Below are 24,020 nucleotides of genomic sequence, written 5' to 3'. Positions count from 1 at the left end.
AATATTGGATAGTCATGAGCAGCTGTTTCTACGTGTCATAGAGGCTGGCAGTCTCAAGGCCGCAGCAGAACAATTGGGATTGGATCCGTCCAATGTAAGTCGGCGCATCGCTACGCTGGAACAACGTTTACAGGTTAAACTCATCCAGCGCTCTACACGTCGCTCCACTGCCACCGAAGCAGGACAACTTTATTATCAGGGACTGAGACAACTGCTTGACGAGCAATTAGCACTGGAGCATAAACTTCGAGACAGCATGGAGATTCCGACCGGATTACTGAAAGTAGCCGCACCCCACGATTTTGGCAGCCAGTTTATTGCCCCAGTATTGCAGGACATGGTGCTTAACGCGCCGGATCTTAATGTCGAATTGATATTGGGCAGTCAATTTGAAGATTTACGCAGCCAGGGTATTGATGTGGCGATCCGTATTGGTCAGTTACAGGACTCCAGCCTGATTGGTCGCCATTTGGGTGACGTACCAAGGGTGATTGTGGCGTCTCCAGAGTACCTAGCCAAGCGAGGTTCACCGCAAAAGCCTGAAGACCTGGCACAGCACGACTTTATCTTTTATACCCGGGCACAGGCTGCCAAGCCACTGCCATTTGGCCTCGGCAAAGACAGCAGGCAACTCACTGTACGGGGTAGATACATTGTGAACAGCGTCACTGCCATACGAGAGCTTGCCCTTGCCGGTCAGGGTATGCACCTTGGCCCACTTTGGGCGTTCAAGGACGCCATTAAACAAGGCGCATTGTTAAGGGTGTTGCCTCAATATCCGCAGGCCAGCTACCCACTGCATGCCCTGTATCAGTCGAGGCAATTTGTGCCAGCCAAAATACGCCTTTTTGTTCAGAGCCTGGCAGAAAAGTTCCCTTCCAGAACGTTTTAAATCAGCCCCGCCTCAATGGCCTTGAGCACAGCCCGGGTCCGGTCCCTGACCCCCAACTTAGCTAACAGGCTGGACACCTGGTTTTTTATCGTCCCTTCGGATTTAAACAAAGCTTCGGCAATCTCTTTGTTGCTGCAGCCTGCTGCCATCAGCCGCAGTATTTTGCGTTCCGCATCGGTCAGCGGCTCTGGCGCCTCATAACTTTCAAACTGCTGCTGCATACCTTGCAATCCCTGCAGGATCTTTTCAGTCACCGCAGGCTGAATCAGGGTTTTGCCCTGGTATACAGTTTCGATGGCCGCCACCAATGTTTCCAGTGACACATCTTTAAGCAAATATCCTCTGGCACCTGCCTGCACGGCTTCCAGTACTAACTTATGATCGTCAAAGGTGGTCAGCATAATCACAGGCTGAGTCAGACCAGACTTTTGCATGGCCCGCAGGGCTTCCACCCCAGACATTCTGGGCATGCGAATATCCATCAGAATCACATCAGGCTTCAGGTCAATAACGGCCTGACACACCTCATCGCCATCAGTGGCCTCCCCCACCACCTGCAAGTTATCCGACAATGACAGCAAGCTCTTAATGCCTTCTCTGACCAGGGTCTGGTCGTCTACCAATAATACCTTCATGCTGCCACCGGAATACTGGCACGGGTAAACATGCCTTGCGGGTTAAACCTGAATTCCACTTTTCCTCCCACCGCTTCGATTCGCTCCCGAATACCTTTGAGGCCGTTGCCTGGCACCAATAGCCCCTTGCCACCGCCATTGTCCTGCACCTCCAGCATGACCTGCTGTTCGGTCTGATACAAACAGATATGCATCTGATTGGCCAGCGAATGGCGCAAGCTATTGGTCAGGCTTTCCTGTACACACATCAGCAGAGCATGGGCCTGCTCGATATCTTCCGGTTCCACCTGGCAGTCCAGTTGCACCTTCAGCCTTGGGACTTCCCTGGTCAGCACTTCCAGGGCACTGCGCAACTGAATTGCGGATTTTTCACGTATCTCTGAAACAGCCTCGCGCACATCGCTGAGCAGCAAGCCGGCGATAGCATGGCATTTATCCACCGCCAATTTGACCTCACCGTCTGCCTTACGTGATGCCACCTGTAAATTAATAGATAAAGCAGTCAGATGATGACCAAGCAAGTCATGGATATTGCGGGCAATACGGGTACGTTCGGCCTGTTTGTTGGCTTCGCTCAGTAAAGCCTGTGCGGCCATTAATTCGCGGTTTAGCTGATTGGCCGCTTCCTTGGCACTCTTTTCTTTAAGCGACACATTAACCATCACCAAAGCAAACACATTAAAGGTCCAGAACAGCATCGCACTGAGTGCTGACATATCGTCCTGCCAATAAAATTCCCCAACAAAGTAGGGCACGGCGGACCACAGTGGCGAGAGCAATAACGCCAGCCGGAACGGCATAAAGTAGGGTAACAATGCCGACCACATCACCATAAGGATGGCATTGTAAAAATAGGGGCTGGTGAAGTAGATGCCAACTACCAATAAAAACAGGATAAACAATAAGGCAAACCTGACCTGCCTGTCTCTGGAATAGCATTGCTCCCGGGTCGCGAGGGCAAAAAACACCACAAAGCCCAGATATAAACCCGCCAATAAACCCACACGCCAGTGCAGCACCCCCAAGCGTTGCTGCATAAAATACAGCGATGAGCCCGCTACCATCGCCCAACTTATCAAACCACTGATGGTTTCCACACTCAGTCTGTATGAGCCGAGTTTAATCATATTTATCTCTCCAATTGCAGGCTCAACATACCCTTACAAACCTGAGCGGCCAATAGGCCATAAGTCATTTTTAATTCCGTGACCTTCGGCACTGATACCCAATTTCACGCAAGGATAGACTAGCCGCATTAATCGGAGGAAGGCCTATGAACCTGCTTTATTCTATTGTATTGATGTGTCATATCATGGTTGGCAGTGCAGCACTGCTGTTATTCTGGATACCTGCGATCAACCGAAAAGGTAGCCTGGACCATATAAAGTTTGGTCGCTATTACGCCAATACCATGTATATGGTGGCAGGTAGCGGCATGCTCATCTGTGTTCTGGTACTGATTGCCCCTCTGGCAATACATGGCCATGATCTGGAGAGGCTCAGCCCAGAGCAGGCACGCCTGAATATACGTTTGTTTGCCTTGTTTCTGTTGTATCTGAGCTGGCTAACACTGGCCAGTGTTCGTCATGGTATGCTGGTACTTCGCGTCAAGCAGAACCGTATTTTACTGCGTAGCGTCTCACATCTGGCCTTGCTCAGCCTGCTGACGATTGGCGGTGTCAGTTTGTTTGGCCTGGGTCTGTGGTTCAACAAAGTTTTACATATTATTTTTGGTATTTTAGGCACCATCATCGGCAGCCAGATGCTAATTTATTGCTGGCGTCGCCGCATTGGTCCACGCCAATGGTGGATAGAACACCTTGGTGCCATGATTGGCTCGGGAATCGGCGCATACACTGCTTTTTTAACCTTTGGTGCCAGACAAGTGCTGGCCGCTGCCGGTTATTGGCAGCTATTTTTCTGGGCCGCTCCCGGCATTATCGGTGCCGTGGTGATAGCCCATCTGTCACGCAAGTACCAACTAGAATTTCAAGGGAAATGAACATGAAAAAAATTATCGCGCTGGCACTACTGATAAGCAGTGCATCTGTTCAGGCCAATCTTAAACAAGCCGTAGAAGCCTTCGAGCAAGGGGACGATGAGCGTGCCCAGAGCCTGTTCGAAGCATCTTCCGAACAGGTTGAAGCCAAGATCTACCTCGGTCGCTTATGGCTCGCTCAGGATGCTGATGAAGCTGAACAGTGGATTGAGCAGGCCGTTACCCAGGCGCCGCAAAATAGCGAAGCCCATTACACCCGCGGCATCATTATGGGTCAGCAGGCCGGTAACAGTGTGTTTTCAGCACTGAGCTACGCTGAAAAGTCTTTGTATAGCTTTAATCGCGCGGTAGAGCTGGCGCCAGACAACACGGAGTACCGGCAAGGCTTGATGAATTTTTATCTGCAAGCACCGGGTATAGCTGGCGGAGATATGGATTTGGCTCTGGCCCAGGTCAAAGAAATAGAAAATCTGGATCAAAGAGCCGGTATGGCTGCCCGTCTTAGCTATCTTAACGCCGAAGAAGACCAGCAAGGCTACCAGCAATTGCTTAGTAGTGCCAAACAAGCCCTTCCAGGCATACCGGATTTCTATGTTCAGGCCGGCATGGATCTGGTCAGAGAAGAAAAGTATCCGCAGGCCATTGCCGAGTTCACGCTAGCCATCAACCAACCGGCAGCCGATGAGGAGAGCCTGACCGGCCGTTATATCGCCATGTATCAATTAGGCCGGGCCAGCGTGATGGGTAAAACCCAGGTTGAACAGGGGGTAGCCGCATTACAGACCTATTTAAAACAGGCGCCTTTAACAAGAAAGTTACCCAGTCATGCATGGGCTTCGTTTCGACTCGCCAACCTGTATGAACTGCAAGGCAATAAGGCTGAGGCCAAACAGCTGTACCAGAGCATACAATCAAGCAGGGACAAAAAACTGGCTAAAGACGTAAAGAAAAAGCTGAAGACCCTGTGATACCGGCAATAAATCTCAGGTCCTATTGAATTTACCGGGCAGAATGCCTATTTAAGTCACTCTGCCCGCCAACCAAGGAATTTCTGTGCGCCTTAAACTCGGTATCGTGATGGATCCCATCCATTCTATCAACATCAAGAAAGACACCAGCTTTGCCATGCTTTTGGAAGCTCAGCAACGCGGCTATGAAATTCACTACATGGAAATGGCCGATTTGTATCTTGATCATGGGATAGCGAAAGCCAGTATGCGCTCCCTTAAAGTACAAGAAAATCAGACCGGTTGGTATGAACTGGGAGATGTCCAACATCAGCAACTGGCAGAACTGGATGTGCTGCTGATGCGCAAAGATCCGCCTTTTGACAGTGAATTCCTGTATGCCACCCAATTGTTTGAGTTAGCTGAGCAACAAGGGCTGCTGGTGGTGAATAATCCGCAAAGCCTGCGCGATTGCAATGAAAAGTTGTTTGCCGCCTGGTTTGCTGAACATTGCCCTGCCACACTAGTCACCCGTCAGGCCGGTTTGATTCGTCAATTCCACCAACAGCATAAAGACATTATCTGTAAACCCCTGGATGGTATGGGCGGTGCATCGATTTTCCGTATCAAGGAAGACGGCAATAACCTGGGGGTAGTGATTGAAACACTGACCAATCACGGCAAACGTTTGTGTATGGTACAAGAGTATTTACCGGCCATCAGCGAAGGTGACAAACGCGTGCTGGTAGTAAACGGTCAGGTGGTGCCTTATTGTTTGGCGCGTTTGCCAAGCCAGGGCGAAACCCGCGGTAATCTGGCGGCAGGCGGTACAGGGCGTCCTCAACCCATATCAGACACAGATCGTCGTATTGCCGAAGCCATTGCCCCCACTTTGGTGGAGAAAGGGCTATTCTTTGTGGGGCTGGATATTATTGGTGACAAACTCACCGAAATTAATGTCACCAGTCCAACCTGCGTCAGGGAAATCGAGGCAGCCTACCCCATCAGTATTGTCGGCATGCTGTTTGACGCAATTGAAAAACGCCTTAATGGCCCAATATAAATCCTGAATTCGTTGCACAGAGAGTCATATGCAGAGCTTTGAAAATCATTTCCTGATTGCCATGCCCAGCCTGGAAGATCCTTACTTCTCTCGCTCCCTGACCTATATCTGTGAACACAATGAACAGGGCGCCATGGGAATAGTGATTAATCAGCCCACCGGTTTGCATCTGAAAGAAATGCTGATGCAGGTAGATGAGTCCATCAAGGTGGATGAAGACAAAGCCGAGCAAATCGTGCTGGCCGGTGGTCCGGTCAGCCCGGATCGTGGATTTATACTGCACAGCACCCAGCCAGGCTGGGCCTCCAGCCTGGAGCTAACCTCGGAAATAATGGTCACCACCTCCAAAGACATTCTTAATGTGCTGGGTAACAGCAAAGCGCCAGATAAATGTCTGGTGGCGCTGGGTTACGCCGGTTGGAGCGCCGGTCAGTTGGAAGAGGAAATTCAGCGTAATTCCTGGTTGCTGATTGAAGCCGATACCGAGTTGTTGTTTGATGTGCCGATTCACAAGAAATGGCAGGCCGCAGTGCAAAAGCTTGGTGTGGATATCTGGCAACTGGCACCAGATGTCGGTCATGCGTAGCTCGTAGCTCGTAGCTCGTAGCTCGTAGCTCGTAGCTCGTAGCTCGTAGCTCGTAGCTCGTAGCTCGTAGCTCGTCATACATTTTCAATTATCTGAGGCACTAAGCAAATTGACCGCACGTACCTTACTCGGTTTTGACTTCGGCACAAAAAGCATTGGTGTGGCCGCAGGCCAGGAAGTGACTGGCACAGCAGCGCCATTAGCCGCGCTAAAAGCCGTGGACGGTATACCCGACTGGCAAAAAGTAGAGGCGCTGTTTAACGAGTGGCAACCACATCTTGTGGTGGTAGGTCTGCCGCTCAATATGGATGGTACCGAACAGCAGGTAACCCATGGCGCCCGTAAGTTTGCCAACCGCCTGCATGCCAGATTCAAAGTGCAGGTGGAAACCTGCGACGAACGTCTAACCACCGCCGATGCCAGGGCCAGATTGTTTGAGTTGGGCGGCTACAAGAAGCTCGACAAACAAAAGGTCGACAGCGTTGCGGCCTGTTTGATTCTGGAAAGCTGGATGGCTGACCATTGTTGATCTGCGTTGCATTTTGGCCTTCAGGTCGTCGCCACCGGAATTTGCGTCTATTCTGTTAGTTATCTGACAATCAATCGCGCAAGGCCAATGATGTTGTTGAGAGCCTCTATGCTCTGTTTGTTCAGTTGCCAGAGCGGTGCAACTGAGCAACTTAAATTTGCCGTCTACGATCCAGGCTTTCCCCCCTACATCTTTGTTGACGAACAACAAAACGTCAGTGGCATACTGGCAGATTTGATGGCGGATTATGCGCTTGAGTACGGCATTGTCATTGATTATGTTCTGGACAATCGCCAGGGGGGTGAGTCCCGCTTGTATGCAGGGCAGGTGGACACTATGGTCCTCAGCCCTGCCTGGACCAAACATCCGGAGCAATTACTTTTTAGTGAAGAAATACTGCCCTACACGGATTATCTATTCAGATTGAATAAGGGAAACGATATTTTGCATTGGCGGGCAGGCCAAAGTGTTTGCACCCGACAATACTATGTTTACCCAACACTTAACGAGCTGTTCGCCACTGCCAGCCTGTTAAGGGTGGATGCCAGCAGTGAAGAGGCCCAACTGCGCATGCTGGCCAGTGGGCGTTGTGATTTTGCTTATGTCAATGAACTGATTGCCTACTGGTTGGTGCAAGAGCATTTTCCCGATCTGCAAATTGCGCCGGTAGAGCAGCATAAAGCGGTAGACAGCTTAAGACTGGCACTCAGTCCAAACAAGGCAGACATGCTCCCCGGCCTCAACCAATATATCGCCAGTAAGAAACAAAATGGCGCATTGCGTAAAGTGGTCAGAACTTATGTCGGCACATTACCCGAGCAAAGATAACGCATGTGGGCCTAAGCCCACATGCAGACCTTAATGATACAACTGATGGCTGAAATGGCCGCTGCGATTTTGCCCCATCAATCGGCAAAACTCTTGCTGTGACAAATGCACCAGCGAACGGTGATCCCCTCCTTCAATATACAGATCTGAAAGATCGCCCAGGCTTTCGTCAATAATACAATCCAGATTAAACGCCTGCGGAATCGGTGGCACAGCACCATGTGCACAGTCGTCAAAGCACTGATACACCTGCTGTTCCTTCATCAAATGATACTGCCCATTAAGCGACTCGTTCAGTGCACTGAGGCTTAATTTGCTGTCAGCTGGCAACACCGCCATCACTCGATGACCTTTGCTATCCTCCAGCATCACTGCCTTGGCAATCTTATTCGACGGGATCTGCGCGGCAATAGCCGAGCCCAGTGAACTGTGTGATGGGTGATGGGATATCACTTCGTAGCTTACATCCAGCTCATTCAGATACGACATAACACGTTGGGACAAACTCATAGGCACCTCCTGGAGACAGTTGGTTGTCCATCCAAGAGTATAGTTTACCTAGGCTGTTTATTCTGTTTCCGCAGGGCGCTCTTCACCGCATTGCCAACAAATTTCAAAGCCCCCGCCGTTATCTTCCTGGCAATGCGCACAACGCCACTCTTGTGTGCATTGCCGCTGCTCACTCAACCAGTCATCAAGCAGTCGTTTCGCTCTGGGTTGCCATTCATCGTCGGTCAGCCACACTTCCGGTGCGCAGTCAAAAGGGGCTAAGTCCCCCATCGCGCCAATGGCAAATTCATTCTTCACAAAACAAGGAATACCGCGACTTTCCAGCAATTCTTTTACCTGCCAGATCTGGAATCGGTCTTCGCTGCAATACAGTCGGATCAACGCCAATCCTTCATGCTAGTCCATATCAATAGACACATTGGACAATGAACCCAGTCCGGGACCTTCGTCTTTATCCAGCTTGATCATCAGGCGCAGGTCATTGGGTGAATCGGCATGGTGCAAGGCCTGATCAAGATTGATGCGGCCAGCTTTATACAAATCGTACAGCGCCATATCAAAGGTTTGCATGCCCATTTCGCGGCCCTTTTGCATTGCTTCTTTGAGCCCGCCAATTTCATTACGCTGTATCAAATCCCTGACAAAAGGTGAGTTCAACAGCACTTCAATGGCCGCCACCCGGCCTTTACCATCCACTGTTGGCACAAGTTGCTGGGCTACAATGGCCCGCATATTCAGGCTTAGGTCAAAACGCAGTTTGTCATGCTGGTCGGGGGGGGCCAAATGCATAATCCGCTCTATCGCCTGGTTAGCATTATTGGCGTGCAAGGTTGCCACACATAAGTGGCCGGTGTCGGCAAAAGACATAGCGTACTCCATAATTTCCATGGAACGGATTTCGCCGATTAAAATCACGTCTGGAGCCTGACGCAAAGAGCTTTTCAGGGCATCGTCAAACGACTGGGTATCAATTCCCACCTCACGCTGGGTCACCACGCAATTGGCGTGTTCATGCACAAATTCAATGGGGTCTTCTATGGTCAGAATATGCCCGTGGGAGTGTTGATTTCTATGTCCCATCAGTGCTGCCAGTGAGGTGGATTTACCCGTGCCCGTGGCCCCCACAAACAGCACTAAACCACGCTTTGCCATAATGATGTCTTTGAGCACCTGCGGCAGACCCAAATCGTCCACTTTGGGAATTTGCGTGACAATACGACGAATCACCATGCCCGCCATATCCCGTTGCCAGAAAGCACTGCAACGAAAACGTCCGACCCCGTCCAGGGCGACGGCAAAGTTACATTCCTTAGTCTGTTCAAACTCGTGCTTCTGTTTGTCACTCATCAGACTTTCCACCAGTGCCAGCGACATATCTGTGCTAAGGCGCTGTTCGTCCAACGGTGTCATTTTACCATTCACTTTGACACTGACCGGAAAGCCCACAGTAATAAACAGATCCGATGCGCCACAATCCACCATGCCCTGCAAATAAGGTTGCATCATCATAGGCTTAACTCCTAAAACTTAGGTTGCTTATCAATGGATTTAGCCGCGGCATCCTGCGCACTGATTTGCCCCATCGCCACCAGACGTTGCAGACATTGATCCATGGTTTGCATACCATGGGCCTGCCCGGTTTGGATCACTGAATACATTTGCGGCACTTTGTCTTCACGGATCAGGTTACGTATAGCCGGAATACCCAGCATGATTTCATGCGCGGCAATACGACCGCCACCAATACGTTTGAGCAGGGTCTGCGAAATCACCGCCCGTAAAGATTCTGACAACATGGAACGCACCATGGCTTTTTCTTCAGCAGGAAATACGTCAATAATCCGGTCGATGGTTTTGGGGGCAGAGTTAGTATGCAAGGTGCCAAACACCAGGTGGCCGGTTTCCGCCGCGGAAATCGCCAGACGAATGGTTTCCAGGTCACGCAGCTCCCCCACCAGAATCACATCCGGGTCCTCACGCAGGGCACTTCGCAGGGCATTATTAAAACTGTGTGTGTCGCGATGCACTTCCCGTTGGTTTATCAGACTCATCTTGTTTTCATGCACAAACTCGATGGGATCCTCAATGGTCAGGATGTGCTCACGCTTGTTGGTATTAATATGGTCAATCATGGCAGCCAGCGTGGTACTTTTACCCGAACCGGTTGCCCCGGTGACCAATACTATCCCTGTCGGCTGATTAATGATTTCTTTAAATATCTGCGGCGCACCTAACTGATCAAGCGTCAGTACGTCACTGGGAATAGTACGCAGCACGGCTGCGGCCCCGCGGTTCTGAATAAAGGCATTCACCCGAAACCTCGACAGCCCCTTCACTTCAAAGGAAAAGTCAGTTTCCAGATTTTCCTCGTATTCCTTGCGCTGTTTATCATTCATGATTTCATACACCAACGCATGCACCTGTTTATGATCGAGCTCTGGCACATTCAGGCGACGCATTTCGCCGTCCACCCGGATGATGGGCGGTAAACCGGCGGACAAATGCAGGTCCGAGGCCTTATTCTTGACACTAAAGGCTAAAAGTTCGGTAATATCCACAGCCTACTCCGTCTGTTAACTGTTTGAAAAGCCAAGGTGTACCATAGAAACCTGGTATGTTCGGTATGCCCTGGCATAACCTTATGTCGTTGACCCGATACAATCACAAGATCCACTCATGAAAACCATAGCAGAACGACTACAAAGCGCATTGGAAAGCATAGCTCAGCACTGCACTGCGCTGAATAAATCACCACAGCAGGTGGCCTTGCTGGCGGTAAGCAAAACTAAACCCGTTGAGGCGATTGAGCAGGCCTATGCTGCCGGACAACGCTTGTTTGGTGAGAATTATGTACAGGAAGGGATAGAAAAAATCCACTCTCTGCAACACCTTAAGGATATTCAGTGGCATTTTATCGGCCCTCTGCAATCGAACAAAAGCAAAGCCGTAGCCGAGCATTTTGATTGGGTACAGTCGGTTGACAGACTAAAAATAGCCCAGCGTTTAAGCGCACAGCGTCCGCCTAAAAAAGCGCCGCTACAAGTGCTGCTGCAAATGAATATCAGTGGCGAGGACAGCAAGTCTGGCGTCACAGACAGTGCCGGGTTGCTGGCCCTGGCAGAAGAGGTTAATGCCTTACCCAATCTGACCCTGCGCGGCTTGATGGCTATTCCGGCACCGCAACAGCATGAAGAGGCGCAACGTCAGGTGTTTAAACAGTTACATCAGTTGTTTGAGTTACTCAGAGCTCGTTACCCTCAGGTGGATACCTTGTCCATGGGCATGTCAGGGGATATGCAGGCAGCCATTCAGGCCGGTTCGACTATGGTAAGATTAGGCACGGCCATATTTGGGGAAAGACAAAAAAATACCTAAAGATCTGGCCAACCGCTGTAAAACACATGATAAAGGTGTCGGAATACCTTCCGACCCACAACGGGAGAAACATGCAACACAGAAAAATTACTTTTGTCGGTGCTGGCAATATGAGCCGCAGTATTATCAGTGGTATGGTTAAAAGCGGCTATCCGGCTGAACTGATTACCGCCAGCAATCCATCCATGCCAAAGCTGGAGGCATTGCAGCACGATTTTGCCATACAAATCACTCAGGACAACCTGCAGGCAGTGGCCAATGCCGAAGTCGTGGTACTGGCGGTGAAACCACAGTTAATGGCCCAAGTGGGTGAACAACTGCAACAAACCAATTTGGACGGTAAATTATTTATCTCAATCGCCGCCGGGCTGCCGGTCAGCAGATTGCAGGCTATGCTGGGCGGACAATATCCACTGGTGCGCACCATGCCCAATACCCCTAGTGCATTGGGGCTGGGAATGACTGGCTTGTATGCCAATAGTCAGGTAAATGCGCCAGACCGTAATTTTGCCGGGGATTTACTCGGCCAGGTAGGTAAAACCGCCTGGGTGGAAAAAGAATCCATGCTGGATGCCGTCACCGCCGCCGCAGGCAGCAGTCCGGCCTATTTTTTCTTATTTTTAGAAGCCATGCAGGATACTGCCATGCAGATGGGATTTGACAAAGATACTGCACGCTTGCTGGTAGAGCAGGCGATGCTGGGCGCGGCACACATGGTTTGTCACAATTCAGATCTTGAGTTATCCACCTTGCGCGCCCAGGTTACCTCCAAAGGCGGCACGACGGCAGCGGCCATCGAGCAGTTTGAGCAACAGGGGCTACGCGAGCTGGTTAACAACGCCATGCAAGCCGCGGTCAACCGTGCTGGTGAAATGAGTAAGGTTTTTTAATTTGTACTTTAGGGAAGCACCATGAGTTCCATGCATTTTCTGATTGGCACCTTGTTTGACCTCTATCTGATGGTCGTTATCCTGCGCTTGTGGCTGCAATTAGCCCGCGCTGATTTTTACAATCCATTCAGCCAGTTTGTGGTTAAGGCTACCCATCCGCTGGTTGGCCCAATGCGCCGGGTTCTGCCTTCCTTGGGTAATCTGGATACTGCCACGCTGGTATTAGCCCTGCTGGTAGCCTTTGCTAAGCTAACGGTGCTGAACTTTGTCTTAGGTGGCGCAGGCTGGCAAATGTTTAATCCCCTCGCCGTGCTGCTTTACTCGTTGGCCGTGTTAGTCAGCCAAACCTTGTCGTTAATTTTCTGGATCCTGATTATTCGCGCCATTCTCAGTTGGTTTAGCCAGGGGCGTAACCCTATGGAGTTAGTGCTTTATCAACTGACTGAACCTTTACTGGCACCTATCCGGCGTATTTTACCGCCCATGGGCGGGCTGGATCTGTCGGTACTGGTAGCCATTATTGCGATTCAGTTTTTAACCTATCTGCTGCGAGATTTGGGCCTGGCCTGAAGATGGATTGCGGCACCCCAGGGTGCCGCCAGACAAGTTCAACACAATGCAGAATAGCTCGGGTACTATACTTATCACACCGCCAACAAGGTGAGTAACATCATGAAATTACTGAAAGCGCTCTGCTTTGCCTGGCTGCTTGGCGCATTGACGCCGGCACAGGCCGAACAGATGAAACAACTTGGAGACTGGGATGTGCATTACATTGCCCTGACCAGCAGTTTTCTTACCCCGGAAGTAGCACGTGCCTATGGTATTCAGCGCAGTAAATACAGTGCCCTGGTCAATATCTCGGTCCTGGACAGCGCCACAAAAGAAGCGCAAAAGGTATTGGTAACCGGTTCAGCAACCGACCTGATGGGCCGCGCCAAGCCTTTGGAATTTAAGGAAATCAACGAAGGCAAGGCCATCTACTATATAGCGACCATGGGGTTTCGCTATGAAGAGGATATGCGTTTCGAAATCAACATTTCTAACGGCAACCAGCGGCAAACGTTGCGATTTAATCAGAAGCTCTACGCCGAATAGCCTTGTCTCAGATGAACGTAGTTGATATCCAAAGGGTTAAGGGGCTGATTAGCCCCTTATTGTTCAGAAGGTATAACTAAACGCCGCCAGGAATTGCAAATCGCCGTCTCGTCCCACGATGGGCGAGTCTTTAATTTCGCTATCGTACTTTGTATATTCCAGATTGCTGAACACTTGCCAGTTTTTATCAATCTGATACATCAGCGTTAACGAGGCGTAAGGATTTAGTGCAGAGTCGGCTTCATAAGCACCAAAATACGGGCTTTCCCCGCTATCCACTCCGTAATAATAATCCACCACCTTGGCATCAGCATACACCACACCGATTTCGGGGATCAGCATTAAACCTTTTGCCAGTGCATAATGTTGGCTAATTCCCCAGCTCAGGCTGTAGCCACTGGCATTGCCGGTAACATCATGGCCTGCAGACAAGGTACTGGTGGCAAAGCCCAAATCGGCTTCAAGCTCAAAGCCAGCCATTACAGAAAATTTACGTTCCTTGAGGCTTTTCATGCTCTGCCAGTCAGCATCATCCGGATCAAAAAAATCAAAGCCGGGGCTGATATAGGCCTTCAGTGCCAGCGTCTCATTTTCATACAAATCATAGGTGGCGGATACACCGCTAAAATGAAAGTCTTCCCCTTCATAACTTACCAGGGGGACCACCAGAAAATCCCGGGATTCCCCCAAATAGGGGGAAGTAGCAGTAATAGCCCCCAGGCCCAGCCCCCACTTGCCTTCTGCCTGGGCATGTCCGGCCGCAGCCAGTGCCACACATAAACAAATCGTCCGTAGTTGCATTCTGTTCTCCTGTTTTTTCAAGCCTGAATCTTAGCAACCCAATCAAGACAGAAGTGTTAAGAACTGTATTAAAGTTGTTGCCAGCTTTTATACAGAGAAAGTCAGCGATCCGATCTATTGTTCATCACGAATAAAGGTGAGTTCCCGCGGGGAGGATTGAGATGAGTCAAAACGGTAGCCCCCCAGGTCAAAGTCTTTTAGCTGTTCCAGTTCCGTCAACCTGTTGGTCAGAATGAAGCGTGCCATCATGCCTCTGGCTTTCTTGGCGAAGAAGCTGATGACCTTGTATTGGCCGTTTTTCTTATCTTTAAAAGTCGGGGTAACAATCATTCCATCCAGTGTTTTAGGCTTAACTGCCTTGAAGTACTCATTCGAGGCCAGGTTCACCAGAACATTATCCCCCTGTTCACTTAACGCCTGATTTAATCCGCTGGTAATACGTTCACCCCAGAATTGATAAAGATCTTTGCCCCTTGGGTTTGCCAGCTTGGTGCCCATCTCCAGGCGGTAAGGCTGCATCAAATCCAAAGGCCTGAGCAAACCATACAGCCCGGACAGAATGCGCAAATGCTGCTGGGCATAGTTCAGGTCAGCTTCGCTCAGGTTGGCGGCTTCAAGGCCGGTGTACACGTCGCCATTAAAGGCCAGCACGGCCTGCTTAGCATTATGCTGGTTAAATGGCAGGGACCAGTTGTGATAGCGCTCAACATTCAGATGCGCAAGCTTGTCACTGATATGCATCAAACTACCAACCTGGGCTGGCGACAGATCCCGGCAGACCTGAATAAGGGCTTCAGCCTGGTCCAGCATCATAGGTTGGCTATAGGCCTGGATATGGGCCTGAGTGTCATAATCGAGATTTTTGGCGGGGGACAATACAATCAGCATAACAAGATTCGAAACAGCAAAAAGGCCGTTACTATACCAGCCCGTCTTTAAGGTTCAATGCAGGACTCAGGGACGGATTGTTTTTTGCAAAGTTTTACAAAATAACCACATGCCCACCTATCAAATGTCTTTCTTGCTGTTTACTATCCTGCCAAATCAACACTAAGGATATAACACCATGAAAAAAGGACTGATTTTACTTAGTCTGTGCTTTGCTAGGGGCTGTTTATCTTTCAAGTATAGATTTTGTTCAAATCCAGCCCCTTCTGATCACGACGCCGGGCTGCTGGCCTAGTGGGCCTAAGTCAAAGCCCGGCAACACCGAGCAGGAGGGGCTGGGTTGAACCCTTCGGGCAGCGCTTGTGGGCCCTTTCTACGGCGTTATTACTCACTCATGTAGAATCACTACACCACGTTCGCGCTGCCTTGTATAAAGGGCCCACAAACTGCTGCAAAATCATACTCGAAAGATAAACAGCCCCTACTGCCTTTGCCAACGATGTGAACTTTTCATTGGGTGCGGGATACCCCTATTTCGTTGTACCGGAAGTATCCTGGTCAAACACCGATAATCAACGATGGTACGCCAAGTACAACTTAGGGCTGGACGATGGCTTCTCGGTAGGCTTTGAATATGCGCTGGACCCAAACCAGCAGCACAGTATCGGCCTGCTGGCCGGCGCGGTGGGTGTGCGGGACATAGATGATTGCGATAAAGATGACGGTTTAAGTGGTCTGGCCTGTGCAATCGGCAGCATCTTCGATGAACACTCAATTCAGGGGGCCGCTCTGTCATACAGCTACAGCGTCAATGGTTTAAACCAGTCAGGCTGGCGGTTCCGCCTGGAAGCCGGTTATGGCCGGGTGTCGGCTGACGATAACAATTATGCCGGCGGCAACGCCACCATCAGCTATCAATTTTAAATGCTGCGCATCACGTATTTTTAAGCCCTGATGTGCGTGCTGGGGACCCTGCTGCCGCTGGCAGCAGTCTGGTCCTGGTTAAGCCAGCAGGGCCTTAATCTGCCAATGCTTGTCAGCGAGATAAGTGCCTCGTCGCTAAGTCTGTTTGCCTGGTTGGACGTAGCATTGTCAGCCTTAGTCCTCAGTGTATTTATCCTTGTGGATGGACGAAAACAAAAAATTGCCTCGGCCTGGACGGCCGTTGTGGCAACCTTCTGTGTAGGTGTATCGCAGGGTCTGCCCCTCTATTTGCTGCTCAGGGACCGGTACGGATTAGAGAGACGCCAGAGCGGTGCAGCAAGCAGCGACAAGCACTAATTTCACCAGCCTGACAAACCAAACGTTCACAGCCTGCGAGGGTGTCCATTTTCCAACGTTTTTTACCTCTCTCAACTGTGTTTGCCGGGCTGAAAACGGTACACTTATCGACACGCTTAGATACTAACGCAAGTCACTATGTATTCCGGGCTTATCACAAAAGTCACGGTTTCAGTCATAATTCGTAATAGAGACGACACCAAGATTGTTGTAAATTTACGAAATTAACTTTCACAAAAGAGGATCACATGGCAAATCAACTGGAATCTTTAAAGAAAATTACCACTGTGGTCGCAGATACGGGCGACATCGAAGCCATTCGCAAGTATCACCCCGTTGATGCCACAACCAATCCGTCCCTGCTGCTCAAAGCGGCATCTTTGCCCCACTATCAGGAACTGATTGAAAAGTCTGTTGCGTGGGCCAAGCAACAGTCCAATGATCCAACGCAGCAGATTATTGATGCAGGCGACAAACTGGCGGTGCGTATCGGCAGGGAAATTCTGGATATTATTCCCGGCCGCATCTCCACCGAAGTGGATGCGCGTTTGTCTTTCGATACACAGGCGACTATTGAAAAGGCCCATCGGCTGATTGACCTTTACAAACAGGTTGGGGTGGAAAAAGAGCGCATCCTGATTAAGATTGCCTCCACCTGGGAGGGCATTCGTGCAGCAGAGCAACTGGAAAAAGAGGGCATTAACTGCAACCTGACCCTTTTGTTCAGTTTTGCCCAGGCCCGCGCCTGTGCCGAAGCGGGTGTGTTCCTGATTTCACCTTTTGTGGGCCGCATACTGGACTGGTACAAAGCCAATACCGATAAAAAAGACTACACCCCTGCTGAAGATCCCGGTGTACAGTCTGTTACGCAGATTTATCAATACTACAAAGAACATGGTTATAAAACCGTAGTGATGGGCGCGAGCTTCCGTAATACCGGTGAAATCACCGAACTGGCCGGTTGCGACCGCTTAACCATCAGCCCGGACTTACTGGAACAACTTGCCCAAAGCGACGCTCCACTGGAAGTCAAATTGCAGGATAACGGGCAGAGCAAACAACCAGGTGAACGCCTCGGCGAAGCCGACTTCCGCTGGCAGATGAATGAAGACGCTATGGCGACAGAAAAGCTGGCACAAGGCATTCGTAGTTTCGCCGCCGACCAGGTAAAACTGGAAACCATGCTCAAAGCGTTTTTCTAACACAATCCATCGAATAAGCGCCCGCCCAATGCGGGCGTTGGTGTTTTAAGATTCAGGCCAACCAAGGTAATTGGCGGCCAGTACAACAATGGAGAGAAGATGACCAGCCTGACCCAAACCAGCCAATGGCAACACCTGCAATCCCTTGCACAAAGCCTGGACGGCCAGCATATGCGCGACTGGTTCAAGCAGGATACGAACCGGGCCGCACGTTACACCGCCAAGGCGTGCGGTATTGAGTTAGATTACTCTAAGAACCTAATCAATGACGAGATCCTGAAGGCTTTGTTTAGCCTCGCACAAGCGCGTCAGGTTAGTACCAAACGTGACGCCATGTTTGCCGGTGATATCATCAACCACACAGAAGGACGTGCAGTACTGCATACCGCGCTGCGAAATTTTTCCGGCTCGCCGGTTATGGTAGACGGCCAGGATGTGATGCCCGAGGTATTGGCTACGCAGGATAAAATCCAGCGCTTTGTGAAACAAATTCACAGCGGCGAACACAAAGGCTACACCGGCAAAGCCATCAAGCATATTGTCAGTATTGGTATTGGTGGGTCCTTCCTCGGCCCGAAAATTATGTTTGAGGCCTTAAAGCCCTATTGGCATCAAGGCATTAAGCTACATTTTGTCGCCAACGTAGACGGCTGTCATATCCAGGATGTGCTGGCAAATCTTGACCATGAAGACACCCTGATAGTGATGTCGTCCAAGTCCTTTACTACCCAGGAAACCCTGCAAAATACCCTGACCGCCAAGGCCTGGTTCCTGAATGCCGGCGGCAGCCAACAGGATATTGCCAAACACTTTATTTGTGTGTCGTCCAATATTAAAGCCGCAGTAGACTTTGGTATGGATGAAAATAATATTTTCCCCATGTGGGATTGGGTAGGCGGCCGTTATTCACTGTGGTCGGCCATAGGACTGCCTATCGCACTGGGCCTGGGCTATGAGAATTATCGGCAGTTGCTGGAAGGCGCATTTGCCATGGACCAGCACTTTAACGAGGCACCACCAGAGCAAAACTTACCCATGCTGATGGCGCTACTGGGGGTGTGGTACGCTAATTTCTTTGCTGCGCAAAGCCATGTGCTGCTGCCCTATTATCATTACCTGCGGGGTTTCCCTGCCTATGTGCAGCAGTTGGATATGGAAAGCAACGGCAAGTCTGTGGCAGGTGATGCTGAGCAGGTCAATTATGCCACTGGTCCGGTTATCTGGGGCAGCGAAGGCACCAACGGCCAGCACTCTTTCCATCAGCTGATTCACCAGGGGCAGGTGCTGATCCCGGCAGATTTTATGCTGCCACTGCATGTGCCGAATCAGGATGACACCCATCATGCCATGCTGGCGTCCAACTGTTTCGGTCAAACCCAGGCGCTGATGCAGGGCAAAACTTACGAAGAAGCTTATGCTGAGCTGGAAGGCAAAGGACTTAGCGAACAAAAATGTCATTCGCTGGCCAGCCACAAAACCATGCCCGGCAACAAACCCAGCAACACGCTACTGTTTCAGCAGTTGGATCCAAAAACCTTAGGCTCGCTGGTGGCGTTGTACGAGCATAAGGTGTTTGTACAAGGAGCCATCTGGGGTGTGAACTCTTTTGACCAATGGGGCGTGGAACTCGGCAAGGTTTTGGGCAACAACATTCTGGCCAAGCTTACCGACAGTAGCGCCGCGCTGGACTTCGATGCCTCAACCAACGCATTGATTAGTCGTTTCCGTGAGGCTAACCCAAACTAGCCAGTACACAATCACAGGGCGGAAATTTCCGCCCTTTTTTATGGGTTACCGCTATTATTTGTGCCGCAACTGGAGCCATTATTGCATAGTTGGGTTGACCAGACTTGCAACATAACAAGGAGCGAAGGCAATGATTCGGGTACTGTTTAATCAAAAAGGTGGGGTAGGAAAATCCAGTATTGCGGTAAATCTGGCGGCTATTTCCGCCGCTCAGGGTCTGAAAACCCTGGTCATCGACCTGGATACTCAATGTAACGCCAGCCAGTATCTCAATGCCGAGCAGCCAAAGGACAACATTGCCGACTTATTTGAACAATTTATCACCTTTCATTTGCACCGCCGTCCAGCCAGCGAGTTTTGCCACGCCACCGCCTTTACCAATTTGGACCTGCTACCCGGCTCTGCGCGACTGGCCAATATTGAAAGTGAACTGCACAGTCGGCATAAAATTTTTAAGCTCAAAGAATCACTTGCCAATCTTACCGGGCATTATCAACGCATTTACATCGACACGGCGCCCGCACTGAACTTCTACAGCCTCTCCGCGCTGATTGGTGCGCAGCGCTGTCTTATTCCCATCGATTGCGACGACTTTTCGCGTCAGGGTTTGTACAATCTGTGCCAGCGCATTGAAGAAATCCGTGAAGACCACAATCCCGATTTGCAGATTGAAGGGGTGATTGCCAACCAATATATGGCTAACGCCAAACTGCCCAATCAGATCATCCGTGATTTGCAGCAGGAACAGTTGCCGGTTCTGCCCGTGTACTTAGGCCAATCGGTTAAAATGCGCGAGTCACATCAGGCCAGACAGCCGCTTATCCATCTGTCTCCACGGCACAAGCTCAGCCAGTCTCTGTTGTCTTTGCATAACTTACTCGAAGGCCAGGTTGACTAGCCCATCTAGCATGCCGCCAGACAGGTCACCGGCTAAGAGACTTTTCTGGGTAGCACCAGCCTGAACTCTGTGCCCTGTCCTGGCGAGGATTCCACCGACATCTTGCCCTTCAGTTTGGCAGTCGCCAGATTATAAGAAATAGACAATCCCAAGCCTGAACCTCCCTGACCACGCTTAGTAGTGTAGAACGGCTCAAAGATGCGTCTTCTTATCTCTGCAGGCATACCTGAGCCGTTGTCGCGAAACAATAATTCAACCTTGTCACTGTTATCAGGTTTCAATTGAATACAAATTTGATTGTCAGCGTCCTGTTCAAATGCATGGTGGGCTGCATTGTTCACCAGATTTGTCAAAATCTGGGCCAGTGCACCGGGATAGCTGTACATGGAGATTGCGACCGGATTAAGCAATTCGAAGTGGATTTTTTTGCTTTTCAGAATGGGCAATAAACTGGACATTACGACTTGAATGTAATCGCCCAGTTCAAACTCGGTCAGGGCCAGATTATGCTGATCTACTGCGGTTTTTTTAAAATTCTGCACCAGTTCCGCCGCTCTGGCCAGATTATGGTTAATCAGATTCAGCGAGTCATCCATATTTTCCAGCGTGCTATTCAGCAGACTACGAGTTAGTTGATTATCTTGTGCGGCAGCTTTTAGTTCACCCAATACCAACTGACAATGGCTGGCGGCGGTCACGGCAATGCCAAGGGGAGTATTGACCTCATGCGCCACACCGGCCACCAGACTTCCCAAACTGGCCATTTTTTCGTTTTCCACCAATTGTTGCTGAGCCACTTTAAGGCTGTCCAGCGTTTGCTCCAGACTGGCGGTACGCTTTTGCACCAGGGCTTCCAGCGACTCGTTGGACACCTCCAGTTGTCTGGCATATTCATTACGTTCCTTGGCTGATATCGCTCGCCCCACCATATCAGCCAGAACCCCGGCAAAGGTTTTTTCATCCGCTGTCCAGACTTTCGCCGCACCAATATGCTCGCAGCACACAATCCCTACCACACGCCCGCGGTGGCGTATGGGTAGGTCCAGCATAGATGTAATTCCCAAAGGCTTTAAATAAGACTCGGCGAACTCTTTGGTGGCCGGATGACTCAGGGCATTGTCCGCAGAAATACGCCGCTCTTCGTCCAGGGCGGCAAAGTAATCAGGGTATTGCTGACGGGTTAATAAGATATCTTCCAGGCGGCTTTGATGATGCAAATCAATCAGCAGGGAACATCGAATACCGTCCAGCGCATCATCACGCATCCAGATCCCTGCCCGCTTGATATTCAGCCCTTTAAGCAATGACTGCAAAATCATTTCTTCGGCCTCGCGCATATCCCCCATATCAATGCGGTCGGACTTGGATACCTCCAAAAGCAGATTTTCCAGTGTGGCCAGCATGCAAATCCCTGGGGTTTGGCAACAGCCGGAAGCTGAAGCAATAGCTTTTTGCTAATCCTAGTTCAGTTAGGCGAGATTGGTAAGTTTCTTGCGTTAGCCATTTGGACGTTTTTTCAACATATTCAAGGAGCTGCGCAGTGTCATAAAAATTTCAAAATATGTTAATAAAAAGTAACGAAAGGTGTTCTAGTTTATCAGAGGTTGTGATATACCCTATCTCGCGGTAACTAAAAAAGGAGATCTCCAGTGGATCAGTCTGATTTGATGTCTATGCTCGACTTAGAGTCCCGTCCCGCCAAGAACAAAAGCAAGAAACGCAAGTGGAGAGAGATCGAAGCCATTCAGGATCAGTATCGGTTACGCCGGGAACTGGCTGAATTGGACCTGTATCTGGATGAAGAACTGAACGAATCCGAGATCTAAAAGTGAAGCCCTGCCATGCAGGGCTTTTTGCTTTTATACGGGCCATTGACACTGGCAGGTTTGGCGTGGGGCAATCACATTGTCCGCGTTATACTTGCCAGTTAATGGGGCTTTGTCCTTGCTGCTGCAACAACAGGTTGGCCTGGGAAAAATGCCCACAGCCGAAAAAACCACGATGCGCAGATAAGGGACTGGGGTGCGGTGCCATCAGCACATGGTGACGCTGTCTGTCGATAATGGCGCCCTTTTTTTGTGCATGACTGCCCCATAACAGGAAGATCAGCCCGTCCCGGTGCTGATTCAACTGTGCGATGACCATATCGGTAAAACGTTCCCAACCAATTTTGGCATGAGAATGCGCTTGGCTCTGCTGCACTGTCAGCACAGTGTTTAATAGCAGTACACCTTGCTCAGCCCAGCTCTGCAAAAATCCGTGTTCAGGACGCTGAAAGCCGGATATATCCTGCTCCAGTTCCTTAAACATATTTAGCAATGATGGCGGCGGCGCAATACCCGGCTGAACCGAGAAACACAAGCCATGAGCCTGGCCAGGACCGTGATAAGGATCCTGACCCAGAATCACCACCTTGACCTGGTCAAAGGGGGTAAGCTTAAAGGCATTAAATACATCAGCCTGCGGCGGATAAATGGTTTTGCCCGCCTGCCGCTCAGCTTTTACAAAGGCCAGGATCTGCTTGAAGTAGTCCTGCTGCTTTTCCTGACCCAGTACTTCCTGCCAACTTGTCACTTACCCACCAATTCAAACAGCGTGGCTTTAAGTTGTTGATAATCGTTGGCCAGGGTCAGCGACAGTCCTTCCTTACCAGCACATTCAGCCAGTTCCTGCGGCAAACTGATAGGCTGCCCCAACACATTTTCCACCGTATCACGGAATTTGGCAGGGTGAGCGGTGCCCAGGAAAATACCGGTTTGCCCCGGCTCAAGATGACGTTTCAAGGCTTTGTATGCTACCGCCGCGTGCGGTTCGCTCACATAGCCCAACTGCGCCAACTGGCGCATGGCTACCTGAGTGTATTCCTCATCAATGGCATCGGATTGCAATATTGCCCTATCCAGATAACCCTGCTCAAATAAGGCTTCGATACGCGGCCAGTTATTGGGCTGGCTGACATCCATGGCATTAGACAAGGTTGCCACAGTGGGCTTTGGTTGCCATTGACCACTGCGCAAATAACGCGGCACGGTGTCATTCAGATTAGTAGATGCCACAAAGCCCTGGATCGGTAATCCCAGCACCTTGGCAAACATGCCGGCCGTCAGGTTGCCGAAATTACCTGATGGTACCGACACCACCAGGTTTTCGCGATTTTGCAGTTGTGCCACCGCCTCAAAGTAGTAGCAAATCTGCGCCAGCAAGCGACTGATATTGATGGAGTTGGCAGAATTCAGATGTAAGCCGGTTCTGGCCTGTTCGTCATCAAAGGTGGTTTTAACCAGTTGCTGACACTGGTCAAAATCTCCTTCAATGGCGATGGTGTGAATATTGCCGCCCAAAGTGGTGAAGAGTTTTTCCTGTAGCAGGCTGATTTTGCCCTTGGGATAGAGGATCACCACCTGGATATCATCCAGGCCATAGAAAGCATGAGCCACCGCCGCTCCGGTATCGCCGGATGTGGCAGTCAGTATGGTAATCTTTTCGCCCTTGGCCAGCTCGGACAGGCACTGGGCCATAAAACGGCCACCGAAGTCTTTAAAGGCCAGAGTGGGGCCATGAAACAACTCCAGACAATAGACATTGTCTTCCACCTCGGCCAGCGGAGCCGGAAAGTTAAAGGCATTGGTGACCAGCTCGGCCAGACGGGCCTTAGGAATCTCATCGCCAATCAGACGATGCAGAATTTCGCTGCTGCGCTCAGCCAGCGGCATCGCCAGCAGTGCATCAATATCATCAAAGGTGGGTAGCTCGGCAGGAAAAAACAATCCCTGGTTCTTGCCCAGCCCTTGTTTTACTGCCTGACTGAAACTCACCCTTTCAGTGGTTTCCTTTAAGTTGAACAATTCCAAA

General features: G+C 50.3%; 28 protein-coding genes. 17 read left to right on the top strand and 11 right to left on the bottom strand.

Translation table 11 applies throughout. The features are described from left to right. Positions 1-4: 4 nt before the first annotated feature. Positions 5-892, top strand: a complete 888-nt coding sequence (locus CSR04_RS19440) for a LysR family transcriptional regulator (RefSeq protein ID WP_245921766.1) — start codon at positions 5-7, stop codon at positions 890-892. Here the strand turns inward: CSR04_RS19440 and CSR04_RS19435 are convergent. Together CSR04_RS19435 and CSR04_RS19430 are read right to left on the bottom strand one after the other, a co-directional pair. Continuing rightward, on the bottom strand, positions 889-1,527 hold the full coding sequence (locus CSR04_RS19435; RefSeq protein WP_102797994.1) for a response regulator transcription factor: 639 nt from the start codon (positions 1,525-1,527) through the stop codon (positions 889-891). The two genes, CSR04_RS19440 and CSR04_RS19435, sit on opposite strands and share 4 nt — an antisense overlap. Continuing rightward, the gene (locus CSR04_RS19430; protein ID WP_102797993.1) at positions 1,524-2,654 is read right to left on the bottom strand and encodes a sensor histidine kinase; all 1,131 of its coding nucleotides are present in this window, start codon (positions 2,652-2,654) and stop codon (positions 1,524-1,526) included. Before CSR04_RS19430 ends, CSR04_RS19435 begins: the two co-directional genes overlap by 4 nt. A 146-nt stretch (positions 2,655-2,800) precedes the next feature. On the opposite strand from CSR04_RS19430, the gene CSR04_RS25025 reads away from it, so the two are divergent. The 6 genes from CSR04_RS25025 (at position 2,801) to CSR04_RS19405 (ending at position 7,479) form a co-directional block, all read left to right on the top strand. Then, on the top strand, positions 2,801-3,529 hold the full coding sequence (locus tag CSR04_RS25025; RefSeq protein WP_172449435.1) for a hypothetical protein: 729 nt from the start codon (positions 2,801-2,803) through the stop codon (positions 3,527-3,529). Between the two features lie 2 nt (positions 3,530-3,531). Next, complete coding sequence (locus CSR04_RS19425) at positions 3,532-4,494, top strand: tetratricopeptide repeat protein (protein ID WP_172449434.1); 963 nt, start codon at positions 3,532-3,534, stop codon at positions 4,492-4,494. Between the two features lie 85 nt (positions 4,495-4,579). Next, positions 4,580-5,536: a glutathione synthase gene (gene gshB, locus CSR04_RS19420; protein WP_102797991.1), complete on the top strand. Its 957-nt coding sequence runs from the start codon at positions 4,580-4,582 to the stop codon at positions 5,534-5,536. 28 nt (positions 5,537-5,564) lie between these two features. Then, a complete protein-coding gene (locus tag CSR04_RS19415) occupies positions 5,565-6,122 on the top strand; it encodes a YqgE/AlgH family protein (protein ID WP_102797990.1) in 558 nt (185 codons plus the stop codon). A 109-nt stretch (positions 6,123-6,231) separates the two neighbouring features. Then, on the top strand, positions 6,232-6,651 hold the full coding sequence (gene ruvX, locus CSR04_RS19410; protein WP_245921765.1) for a Holliday junction resolvase RuvX: 420 nt from the start codon (positions 6,232-6,234) through the stop codon (positions 6,649-6,651). 87 nt (positions 6,652-6,738) lie between these two features. Continuing rightward, positions 6,739-7,479: a substrate-binding periplasmic protein gene (locus tag CSR04_RS19405; protein WP_102797988.1), complete on the top strand. Its 741-nt coding sequence runs from the start codon at positions 6,739-6,741 to the stop codon at positions 7,477-7,479. Between the two features lie 30 nt (positions 7,480-7,509). On the opposite strand, the gene CSR04_RS19400 is transcribed toward CSR04_RS19405, so the two are convergent. Genes CSR04_RS19400 through CSR04_RS19385 form a run of 4 tightly spaced genes read right to left on the bottom strand, consistent with a single transcriptional unit; the run spans position 7,510 to position 10,547 of the window. Beyond that, complete coding sequence (locus tag CSR04_RS19400) at positions 7,510-7,989, bottom strand: aminoacyl-tRNA deacylase (RefSeq protein ID WP_102797987.1); 480 nt, start codon at positions 7,987-7,989, stop codon at positions 7,510-7,512. 57 nt (positions 7,990-8,046) lie between these two features. After that, the gene (locus CSR04_RS19395; RefSeq protein ID WP_245921763.1) at positions 8,047-8,370 is read right to left on the bottom strand and encodes a putative signal transducing protein; all 324 of its coding nucleotides are present in this window, start codon (positions 8,368-8,370) and stop codon (positions 8,047-8,049) included. 15 nt (positions 8,371-8,385) lie between these two features. Continuing rightward, complete coding sequence (locus tag CSR04_RS19390) at positions 8,386-9,498, bottom strand: PilT/PilU family type 4a pilus ATPase (RefSeq protein ID WP_102797986.1); 1,113 nt, start codon at positions 9,496-9,498, stop codon at positions 8,386-8,388. Between the two features lie 11 nt (positions 9,499-9,509). Further along, positions 9,510-10,547 (bottom strand): type IV pilus twitching motility protein PilT, encoded by a 1,038-nt coding sequence (locus CSR04_RS19385; RefSeq protein WP_102797985.1) that lies wholly within the window; start codon positions 10,545-10,547, stop codon positions 9,510-9,512. Positions 10,548-10,665: 118 nt separating this feature from the next. Between CSR04_RS19385 and CSR04_RS19380 the strand changes: the two genes are divergently transcribed. The 4 genes from CSR04_RS19380 to CSR04_RS19365 all read left to right on the top strand — a co-directional run bounded on the left by CSR04_RS19380 (position 10,666) and on the right by CSR04_RS19365 (position 13,352). Further along, the gene (locus CSR04_RS19380; RefSeq protein ID WP_102797984.1) at positions 10,666-11,364 is read left to right on the top strand and encodes a YggS family pyridoxal phosphate-dependent enzyme; all 699 of its coding nucleotides are present in this window, start codon (positions 10,666-10,668) and stop codon (positions 11,362-11,364) included. A gap of 71 nt (positions 11,365-11,435) precedes the next feature. Beyond that, positions 11,436-12,254, top strand: coding sequence for a pyrroline-5-carboxylate reductase (proC, locus tag CSR04_RS19375; protein WP_102797983.1), 819 nt, complete (start codon positions 11,436-11,438; stop codon positions 12,252-12,254). A 21-nt stretch (positions 12,255-12,275) separates the two neighbouring features. Further along, positions 12,276-12,824: a YggT family protein gene (locus tag CSR04_RS19370; protein WP_102797982.1), complete on the top strand. Its 549-nt coding sequence runs from the start codon at positions 12,276-12,278 to the stop codon at positions 12,822-12,824. A 102-nt stretch (positions 12,825-12,926) separates the two neighbouring features. Next, on the top strand, positions 12,927-13,352 hold the full coding sequence (locus CSR04_RS19365) for a DUF4426 domain-containing protein (protein ID WP_172449433.1): 426 nt from the start codon (positions 12,927-12,929) through the stop codon (positions 13,350-13,352). Positions 13,353-13,415: 63 nt separating this feature from the next. Here the strand turns inward: CSR04_RS19365 and CSR04_RS19360 are convergent, their stop codons facing one another. Together CSR04_RS19360 and yaaA are read right to left on the bottom strand one after the other, a co-directional pair. Next, on the bottom strand, positions 13,416-14,153 hold the full coding sequence (locus CSR04_RS19360) for a MipA/OmpV family protein (RefSeq protein ID WP_102797980.1): 738 nt from the start codon (positions 14,151-14,153) through the stop codon (positions 13,416-13,418). Positions 14,154-14,267: 114 nt separating this feature from the next. Further along, positions 14,268-15,041, bottom strand: coding sequence for a peroxide stress protein YaaA (gene yaaA / locus CSR04_RS19355; RefSeq protein WP_102797979.1), 774 nt, complete (start codon positions 15,039-15,041; stop codon positions 14,268-14,270). 501 nt (positions 15,042-15,542) lie between these two features. Between yaaA and CSR04_RS19345 the strand changes: the two genes are divergently transcribed. From CSR04_RS19345 to CSR04_RS19325, 5 genes are all read left to right on the top strand, one after another. Continuing rightward, positions 15,543-15,965 carry a hypothetical protein gene (locus tag CSR04_RS19345; protein ID WP_245921760.1) on the top strand — a complete coding sequence of 141 codons (423 nt, stop codon included), beginning with the start codon at positions 15,543-15,545 and terminating at the stop codon, positions 15,963-15,965. 36 nt (positions 15,966-16,001) lie between these two features. After that, positions 16,002-16,322 carry a DUF2834 domain-containing protein gene (locus CSR04_RS19340; RefSeq protein ID WP_216362599.1) on the top strand — a complete coding sequence of 107 codons (321 nt, stop codon included), beginning with the start codon at positions 16,002-16,004 and terminating at the stop codon, positions 16,320-16,322. 248 nt (positions 16,323-16,570) lie between these two features. Further along, positions 16,571-17,524 carry a transaldolase gene (tal, locus tag CSR04_RS19335; protein ID WP_102797976.1) on the top strand — a complete coding sequence of 318 codons (954 nt, stop codon included), beginning with the start codon at positions 16,571-16,573 and terminating at the stop codon, positions 17,522-17,524. Positions 17,525-17,623: 99 nt separating this feature from the next. Next, on the top strand, positions 17,624-19,270 hold the full coding sequence (gene pgi, locus CSR04_RS19330; RefSeq protein ID WP_102797975.1) for a glucose-6-phosphate isomerase: 1,647 nt from the start codon (positions 17,624-17,626) through the stop codon (positions 19,268-19,270). A gap of 130 nt (positions 19,271-19,400) precedes the next feature. After that, positions 19,401-20,168: a ParA family protein gene (locus CSR04_RS19325; protein WP_102797974.1), complete on the top strand. Its 768-nt coding sequence runs from the start codon at positions 19,401-19,403 to the stop codon at positions 20,166-20,168. 32 nt (positions 20,169-20,200) lie between these two features. Here CSR04_RS19325 and CSR04_RS19320 read toward each other — a convergent pair whose 3' ends face one another. Further along, positions 20,201-21,571 (bottom strand): sensor histidine kinase, encoded by a 1,371-nt coding sequence (locus CSR04_RS19320; protein ID WP_102797973.1) that lies wholly within the window; start codon positions 21,569-21,571, stop codon positions 20,201-20,203. Positions 21,572-21,817: 246 nt separating this feature from the next. Here CSR04_RS19320 and CSR04_RS19315 point away from each other — a divergent pair, with 246 nt between their 5' ends. Beyond that, on the top strand, positions 21,818-21,994 hold the full coding sequence (locus CSR04_RS19315) for a DUF3545 family protein (RefSeq protein WP_102797972.1): 177 nt from the start codon (positions 21,818-21,820) through the stop codon (positions 21,992-21,994). Between the two features lie 88 nt (positions 21,995-22,082). Here CSR04_RS19315 and ung read toward each other — a convergent pair whose 3' ends face one another. Both ung and thrC read right to left on the bottom strand, forming a co-directional pair. After that, entirely contained in the window at positions 22,083-22,742 is a 660-nt protein-coding gene (ung, locus tag CSR04_RS19310; protein ID WP_102797971.1) for a uracil-DNA glycosylase, read from the bottom strand. After that, the gene (thrC, locus tag CSR04_RS19305; protein WP_102797970.1) at positions 22,739-24,019 is read right to left on the bottom strand and encodes a threonine synthase; all 1,281 of its coding nucleotides are present in this window, start codon (positions 24,017-24,019) and stop codon (positions 22,739-22,741) included. The genes ung and thrC overlap by 4 nt, the downstream gene beginning before the upstream one ends. Position 24,020 lies beyond the last annotated feature (1 nt).

The sequence above is a fragment of the Bowmanella denitrificans genome (assembly GCF_002887595.1).
Lineage (GTDB): Bacteria > Pseudomonadota > Gammaproteobacteria > Enterobacterales > Alteromonadaceae > Bowmanella > Bowmanella denitrificans.
This window is presented reverse-complemented; position numbering and strand designations above follow the sequence as displayed.

Coding starts and splice junctions, on each gene's coding strand:
- CSR04_RS19435 (WP_102797994.1), bottom strand. CDS start 1,527: ATGAAGGTATTATTGGTAGACGACCAGACCCTGGTCAGAGAAGGCATT.
- CSR04_RS19430 (WP_102797993.1), bottom strand. CDS start 2,654: ATGATTAAACTCGGCTCATACAGACTGAGTGTGGAAACCATCAGTGGT.
- CSR04_RS25025 (WP_172449435.1), top strand. CDS start 2,801: ATGAACCTGCTTTATTCTATTGTATTGATGTGTCATATCATGGTTGGC.
- CSR04_RS19425 (WP_172449434.1), top strand. CDS start 3,532: ATGAAAAAAATTATCGCGCTGGCACTACTGATAAGCAGTGCATCTGTT.
- CSR04_RS19415 (WP_102797990.1), top strand. CDS start 5,565: ATGCAGAGCTTTGAAAATCATTTCCTGATTGCCATGCCCAGCCTGGAA.
- CSR04_RS19405 (WP_102797988.1), top strand. CDS start 6,739: ATGATGTTGTTGAGAGCCTCTATGCTCTGTTTGTTCAGTTGCCAGAGC.
- CSR04_RS19400 (WP_102797987.1), bottom strand. CDS start 7,989: ATGAGTTTGTCCCAACGTGTTATGTCGTATCTGAATGAGCTGGATGTA.
- CSR04_RS19390 (WP_102797986.1), bottom strand. CDS start 9,498: ATGATGATGCAACCTTATTTGCAGGGCATGGTGGATTGTGGCGCATCG.
- CSR04_RS19380 (WP_102797984.1), top strand. CDS start 10,666: ATGAAAACCATAGCAGAACGACTACAAAGCGCATTGGAAAGCATAGCT.
- proC (WP_102797983.1), top strand. CDS start 11,436: ATGCAACACAGAAAAATTACTTTTGTCGGTGCTGGCAATATGAGCCGC.
- CSR04_RS19370 (WP_102797982.1), top strand. CDS start 12,276: ATGAGTTCCATGCATTTTCTGATTGGCACCTTGTTTGACCTCTATCTG.
- CSR04_RS19365 (WP_172449433.1), top strand. CDS start 12,927: ATGAAATTACTGAAAGCGCTCTGCTTTGCCTGGCTGCTTGGCGCATTG.
- CSR04_RS19360 (WP_102797980.1), bottom strand. CDS start 14,153: ATGCAACTACGGACGATTTGTTTATGTGTGGCACTGGCTGCGGCCGGA.
- yaaA (WP_102797979.1), bottom strand. CDS start 15,041: ATGCTGATTGTATTGTCCCCCGCCAAAAATCTCGATTATGACACTCAG.
- tal (WP_102797976.1), top strand. CDS start 16,571: ATGGCAAATCAACTGGAATCTTTAAAGAAAATTACCACTGTGGTCGCA.
- pgi (WP_102797975.1), top strand. CDS start 17,624: ATGACCAGCCTGACCCAAACCAGCCAATGGCAACACCTGCAATCCCTT.
- CSR04_RS19325 (WP_102797974.1), top strand. CDS start 19,401: ATGATTCGGGTACTGTTTAATCAAAAAGGTGGGGTAGGAAAATCCAGT.
- CSR04_RS19320 (WP_102797973.1), bottom strand. CDS start 21,571: ATGCTGGCCACACTGGAAAATCTGCTTTTGGAGGTATCCAAGTCCGAC.